This is a genomic window from Streptacidiphilus sp. MAP5-3 (assembly GCF_041262505.1).
GTDB lineage: Bacteria > Actinomycetota > Actinomycetes > Streptomycetales > Streptomycetaceae > Streptacidiphilus.
This window is the reverse complement of the sequence record NZ_JBGCCL010000062.1, coordinates 1-4752: the sequence shown is the minus strand read 5'-3', so window position 1 is coordinate 4752 and position 4752 is coordinate 1. Positions and strand designations below refer to the sequence as shown.

Annotated in this window: 8 protein-coding genes; all 8 read right to left on the bottom strand. The window is 69.1% G+C overall.

What is annotated here, in order from left to right:
• Nucleotides 1-226 precede the first annotated feature (226 nt).
• The 8 genes from ABH928_RS36380 to ABH928_RS36345 all read right to left on the bottom strand — a co-directional run bounded on the left by ABH928_RS36380 (nt 227) and on the right by ABH928_RS36345 (nt 4593).
• A complete protein-coding gene (locus ABH928_RS36380) occupies nt 227-775 on the bottom strand; it encodes a hypothetical protein (RefSeq protein WP_370073038.1) in 549 nt (182 codons plus the stop codon).
• Between the two features lie 13 nt (nt 776-788).
• Nucleotides 789-1706, bottom strand: a complete 918-nt coding sequence (locus tag ABH928_RS36375; RefSeq protein ID WP_370073037.1) for a class I SAM-dependent methyltransferase — start codon at nt 1704-1706, stop codon at nt 789-791.
• A gap of 69 nt (nt 1707-1775) precedes the next feature.
• Nucleotides 1776-2123, bottom strand: coding sequence for a hypothetical protein (locus ABH928_RS36370; RefSeq protein WP_370073036.1), 348 nt, complete (start codon nt 2121-2123; stop codon nt 1776-1778).
• A 25-nt stretch (nt 2124-2148) separates the two neighbouring features.
• Entirely contained in the window at nt 2149-2382 is a 234-nt protein-coding gene (locus ABH928_RS36365) for a hypothetical protein (protein WP_370073035.1), read from the bottom strand.
• A gap of 503 nt (nt 2383-2885) precedes the next feature.
• On the bottom strand, nt 2886-3065 hold the full coding sequence (locus tag ABH928_RS36360; RefSeq protein ID WP_370073034.1) for a hypothetical protein: 180 nt from the start codon (nt 3063-3065) through the stop codon (nt 2886-2888).
• A 143-nt stretch (nt 3066-3208) separates the two neighbouring features.
• Nucleotides 3209-3916: an HAD family hydrolase gene (locus tag ABH928_RS36355; RefSeq protein WP_370073033.1), complete on the bottom strand. Its 708-nt coding sequence runs from the start codon at nt 3914-3916 to the stop codon at nt 3209-3211.
• 33 nt (nt 3917-3949) lie between these two features.
• Nucleotides 3950-4351 carry a DNA-binding protein gene (locus ABH928_RS36350; RefSeq protein WP_370073032.1) on the bottom strand — a complete coding sequence of 134 codons (402 nt, stop codon included), beginning with the start codon at nt 4349-4351 and terminating at the stop codon, nt 3950-3952.
• On the bottom strand, nt 4348-4593 hold the full coding sequence (locus ABH928_RS36345; protein ID WP_370073031.1) for a hypothetical protein: 246 nt from the start codon (nt 4591-4593) through the stop codon (nt 4348-4350). Before ABH928_RS36345 ends, ABH928_RS36350 begins: the two co-directional genes overlap by 4 nt.
• Nucleotides 4594-4752 lie beyond the last annotated feature (159 nt).

Here is a 4752-nt window from a genome sequence, read left to right as displayed (position 1 = left end):
GGCCCTCCGGGCGCTTCCTTCGTTTTCTACTCTATCAGAACGTTTCGGCCTTCGCTTTTCGCTCCGGCCCGTTCCGACGAGTGAAACTCTAGCTGATTTCTCCGGAAACATCGAATCCATCAGCTGTCCCCGAAAAATGGCAGCACAAATAAAGCACCGTGCGGTCAGATTCGAGGGGGTTGGCTGCCCACAGGCCTGCATCGCAGGCGGGACAACTCGCAGGACTCTACGCACCCGTACAGACCGTGTCAACCTCCACCTGGACCCGCTCCAAGCGGTACCAGCGGCGGTGCACCGCAGGTTCGACACACAGCACCGCGGCACCCGCGATCGTGCCGACCAGCAGGGCGGGCCAACCACCGCCGTTGATGAGCGCTCCGATGCAGGCGGCGGCAATGGCTACGGGGCGCAGCAGTGTCAGCGGCCCGAGGCCGATGACCATCGCGAGCGTGCTGGCGCGGAACGGCAGGAAGAAGGAGGCGGCGAGTGAGAGCAGGACTGCCGCGGCATAAGCGGCGAGTGGGAGCAGGTAGCCGACGCCTCCGGCGGCGAGGGCCTCATACGTCCGGGAAGTGTCCGATGCCGTCAGAAGCAGGACGGCCGCAGTCAGTGCGGGAAGGAGCAGCAGGGCTGCCCCCGTGGTCAACCCACGCAAAGCCGCTCGGGCGTTGGCGCGGTGCTTGCGGATGCGGGCGTCGCTGCCGGCGTAGGCACGGAAGCCGCTGAACGCCGCGTCGATCAGACCGAGCAGTGCCAGCGGTGCGGCGGGGGTCATCCGGTGGGCTCGGTCAGGTACTCCGGGCCGACCAGTCGGCGCGCGGAACGCCCGAGCGCCTGGCGGAACGGGGGCTCCAGGTGCGGGCGCACGCCGATGATCGGGCGCAGTGTGGTGCAGAACGGGTTTGCCGTGCCGCGTGGGTCGTGCAGCAGTGCGCGGATGCCAGGCACCGTGGCGCGCGTAGGAGTGCTTCGTCGCTGTGCGCCCGCAGCGCGGAGACGACGCCGTCGTGGCGGCCGAGCGGGTGGCGCATCCGGGCGCGGTGGAACATCCAGGCGCCGATCGGCGCGAGAGAAGTCGCGGCGATGTCGAAGTGGCAGAAGGCCTGCGCCGGTGAGGCTGCCTGGGCTTGGAAGAACTCAGCAAGCGCGGGACCGCGGAAGTGGTGCAGCACGCCGGTGGAGACATAGACGGAAGCGGCTTCCGGCAGTTCGAACGCATTCCCGTGGATGAAACGGCAGTTGAGGCCCTCTTTGCTGGCAAGACGGTCCGCTTCTCCCACCAGTGCGGCGTTGAGGTCGACTCCAACCAGTTCAACATCCGGGCCGAGAGCATCGGTGGACGCCAGCCAGCGGAGCAGGTAGCCCAGGCCGCAACCGACGTCGACCAGGCGGTACGGCCCGGGCTGCACGGCGGCGGCACGTATCGCGGCGAAAAGCGGGCCGAGCAGGTGGATCAGGCGTTCGCCGATGCGCAACTCTTCGCTCAGCCGCTGGAGTTCGGTGTGCACGCCGATGAGCAGCCGGTCGACGGCGACGGGGTCGAGTACCCCGTCCCCGTCCACGGGGAGCCGGGCGACGATCCTGGCCGCGCGTTTGTCTCCGCTCTCGCGCAGTCGCTGGATCACTTCGGCACGCCGGACCGGGAGCCGGTGACCGCTGTCCGGCTCCACCGCCGTGATCAGATCGGAGATCTCAAGCAGCGACACAATGCAGCACCCTACGACCTGCCCCGCCGATCCGGACAGGACCGGACCGAACGTCGCCCTACGGCCGTACTAGGCGCTTCCGGCGTCGGTCCACGTCCACCCCACGTACGGGTTCGGTCCCGAGGCGCAGGAGCTGCTCACTGCATAGGCGCCGGGGGCGCCGGGGGCGCCGCTGCTGGTGTCCTGTTCGAGGCAGCCGGCATCGGCCGCGTCCTTGATGCGGTAGGTGCCCGCCGAGCCGATCTGACTCGTCCCGCCGCCCGATCCGCCCGAGGACGTGCCGCTCGACGTTCCCCTGCTCCCACTGGAACTGCCGCCCGTCCCCGTGCCGCTGGTCGATGCCCCGGTAGTGCCGCCGGTGCCGCTGTTCGAACCGGTTCCTCCGCCTGTACCGCCGCCGGTAGGCGGTACAGGCACTACGCCGCCGTTGGCGCCAGCAGAACTACCGCCGGTCGTCTTCCCCGACGATGTCGCGGAAGCTGACGCCGACGCGGACGCGGAGGGCGTGTGCGGCGACGAGCTGCCCGTCGAGGTGCTGCTCGCGCTGCTCCGGAGGCTTACGCTCGCCGTCACAGTCGGGCTCGAGGGCCCGCCCGCCTGGGCCTTGCCATCCGTTGGGCCACAGCAGCAGTGTGCCGACCGTCGAGGCGACCACGCGCGGGATCACCAGAGGCACGACGAACCCCGGGCGCCGCCAGCGCGACTGCTTCCTGCCGTTCCCACGACGACGGCGTCGTCGACAGCCGCTGGAATGTCCGGCGGTTGAACCACTGCAGCCGCAGAGTCCGCCGCCCCGCGCAGCAGCAAGGTGCGGTCAACGGCACCCCCCGCTCCTTCCGCTTCCGCCACGCTCCGTCTGGCAGCCGCGCGGCGGGCCGCTTCGGCCATGGCCGCGGCCCCAGGGAGCGGTCCTCCGGACGCTTCTCCAGGGCGCGGGCGACGAGTTCGCGCACCGGTTCCGGGAAGCCCTCCGGGAGCGCAGGCGCAGACTCGCGGATGTGGGCCATCGCCTCGGCCTGTGGAAGCGTCCCGCGTTCCCGTAGGAGGACGTCGAGCGGACGGCCGACGATGAACTCCATCACGATGCACGCGACGCGCGTCCCGGCGTCGACCTCCTCCTCGCCGTAGTCGTACACGTTGACGATGCCCGGGTGGTCGAGATTGGCCAGGACCTTGGCCTCACGCCGGAAACGCGGCCGCGAAGGACTCGTCCTCCATCAGTGACGGCAGCAGGATCTTCACCGCGACCTGACGCTCCAGCACCCCGTCGTCGGCGCGCCAGACGTCTCCCATCGCGCCGCCGCCCACGCGCTCCGTCAGCGTGTAGCGACCGCCCAGAACTGTCCCCTGAGTCCACATGTGTCCGCCCCGGTAGGCGATATGACATTCCGTCAGCACAAGTCTGGCGCGACCCGTCACGGGGAGTCGATCTCGTCCTGCCCGGCAAACGAGGAGCTCTGCACGCGCGAGTTGGCTCCCTGGTCGACAGCGGGACGATCTCGCTACGGCGTCCGACCGGGAGGAAGGCCGCAGGTGGCGAGGACGCGATCCAGTCTCCGCTCGTCGACGTGCGTCAGCGGCGGGATGAGGAGTGTCATGACGCCGGCCTCGACGGCCGCGCCGTCGTGGCCGGAGCGATCGCCGACCATCAGCGCCTCGTCGGGCAGAACCCCGAGCCTCGTGAGTGCGGTGTGGAAGATTGCCGGGTCCGGCTTGCAGGCACCGACCTCGAAGGACAGCACGAACTCGTCGACGTACACGTCCAGTCCGGTCTTCACGAAGCAGGGCCGGATGTCGACGTGGATGTCGCTGACGATGGCAACCTTCACCCCTGATGCCTTGAGCGCGGCGAGCGTGGGCTCGACGTCGACAGCGAACTGGTTGTCAGCGACGTCGGACAGCGTCGCGTACATCGCGTCAGCCAAGACGGGATCCACGCCGGCCGTCGTGACCCACCGGAGGTAGCCGGCCAAGTGGGCCGCGGCGGCCAGGTCCGCGCCAGCCCAGCCCGCCGTGACGTCGGCGCAATTCCCTGCTTCGCTCAACGCGGCACTGATCCGCGCCACCTCCGCAGCGGACGCCGCTCGCCCGACCTGCCTCAAGGAACGCTCGATCCACGGGCCCCCTGCCGGGTACCCACGACTCGCACCCCACTTCGGGACGATGAGCGTTCCGACCCAGTCGAGCAGAACTGCCTTGAAGGAGGGCATAGTTCCCTTCTGAATCATGCGCGACGAGCGGGTTCAGACCGGAAGGACGGCGATCTGGTGGCCGCAGAGGCGGCTCAGGTCGTCCACGTCCGATGTGAGGACGGCGACCGGTGGCTGTTGGCGCAGGGCGACCTCGGCCACGGTCGCGTCGATCGCGTACTTGTGGCCGTGCAGGCCGACCTGCTTGAGGAGGGAGGACGCCGCACGGGCTCCCTGCTCCGTGACCGGCACGACGCGGGTCTGGGAGAGCACCCAGTTCAAGCGGGCGTGGTTCGTGCGCTCGTGGGACGCCTCGATGATCGTGTTGGCGCACACCACCAGGTCCGCGTCTGACTCACGCAGCACGGCGAGCTTCGCCATCATCCGGCGGTCCTGGCCGACCCAAGCCGACAGCGCTTCGCAGTCCAGGATGACGGAAGCGAAGGCCGCACTCATGCGGCGTCGACTCCGCGGCCGGCCTCGCCCGCGGCGAGCTCGGCGCGGGCCTGGGCCAGCTCCTCCTCGGTGAACGCGCCGAAGTCCCGCTGGTAGCCCTCCAGCTCGGACGCCAGCAGTTCCCGACGGACCTGCCGAGCTACGGCCTCGGCCACATAGCCGGAGACGTTGTCGGTGTGGCGCTTGATCTCTTCGACCTGTTCGGTCGGGAGAGTGACCGTGATGCGCGTCGTGGAAGCCATGACGCGAGCATACTGCGGTATGCAGCTATCTGCACCCACAACGCAGTGAAGCCCCCTGACACACGGTCAGGGGGCTTCACTGGAAAGATTGTTCGGCGGCGTCCTACTCTCCCACAGGGTCCCCCCTGCAGTACCATCGGCGCTGTGAGGCTTAGCTTC

Excerpts from the sequence above, each read along its gene's own strand:
- ABH928_RS36380 (WP_370073038.1), bottom strand. The coding sequence starts at position 775 with ATGACCCCCGCCGCACCGCTGGCACTGCTCGGTCTGATCGACGCGGCG.
- ABH928_RS36360 (WP_370073034.1), bottom strand. The coding sequence starts at position 3,065 with ATGTGGACTCAGGGGACAGTTCTGGGCGGTCGCTACACGCTGACGGAG.
- ABH928_RS36355 (WP_370073033.1), bottom strand. The coding sequence starts at position 3,916 with ATGCCCTCCTTCAAGGCAGTTCTGCTCGACTGGGTCGGAACGCTCATC.
- ABH928_RS36350 (WP_370073032.1), bottom strand. The coding sequence starts at position 4,351 with ATGAGTGCGGCCTTCGCTTCCGTCATCCTGGACTGCGAAGCGCTGTCG.
- ABH928_RS36345 (WP_370073031.1), bottom strand. The coding sequence starts at position 4,593 with ATGGCTTCCACGACGCGCATCACGGTCACTCTCCCGACCGAACAGGTC.